The sequence below is a fragment of the Pseudomonas amygdali genome (assembly GCF_002699855.1).
GTDB classification, from domain to species: Bacteria; Pseudomonadota; Gammaproteobacteria; order Pseudomonadales; family Pseudomonadaceae; genus Aquipseudomonas; species Aquipseudomonas amygdali.
In genome coordinates this window covers 1-220 of the sequence record NZ_LKBW01000253.1, presented here as the reverse complement: position 1 = coordinate 220, position 220 = coordinate 1, and the positions used below count along the sequence as shown (strand labels likewise).

The 220-nt window shown below is 53.2% G+C and carries 1 protein-coding gene; it reads left to right on the top strand.

Going from position 1 to position 220, the window contains the following annotated elements:
* Positions 1-220 (top strand): DDE-type integrase/transposase/recombinase (locus AO277_RS15745; RefSeq protein ID WP_143492804.1); only part of this gene is annotated, 220 nt, incomplete at both ends.

The following is a 220-nucleotide window of genomic DNA, read 5'->3' as shown; positions in this document are numbered from 1 at the left end:
CGCCGATCATGGATTTGTACAACGGCGAAATCATTTCCTATGCGATTGCCAGGCGCCCGCTGTACTCCATGGTCGACGAAATGCTTGAAGGAGCACTCACGCGGCTTGGACCGGATGAAAAGCCGATTTTGCATTCTAACCAGGGCTGGCAATATCGGATGCCTATTTACCAGCGACTGCTCCATGAGAATTCGATCACAGCCAGCATGTCGCGCAAGGG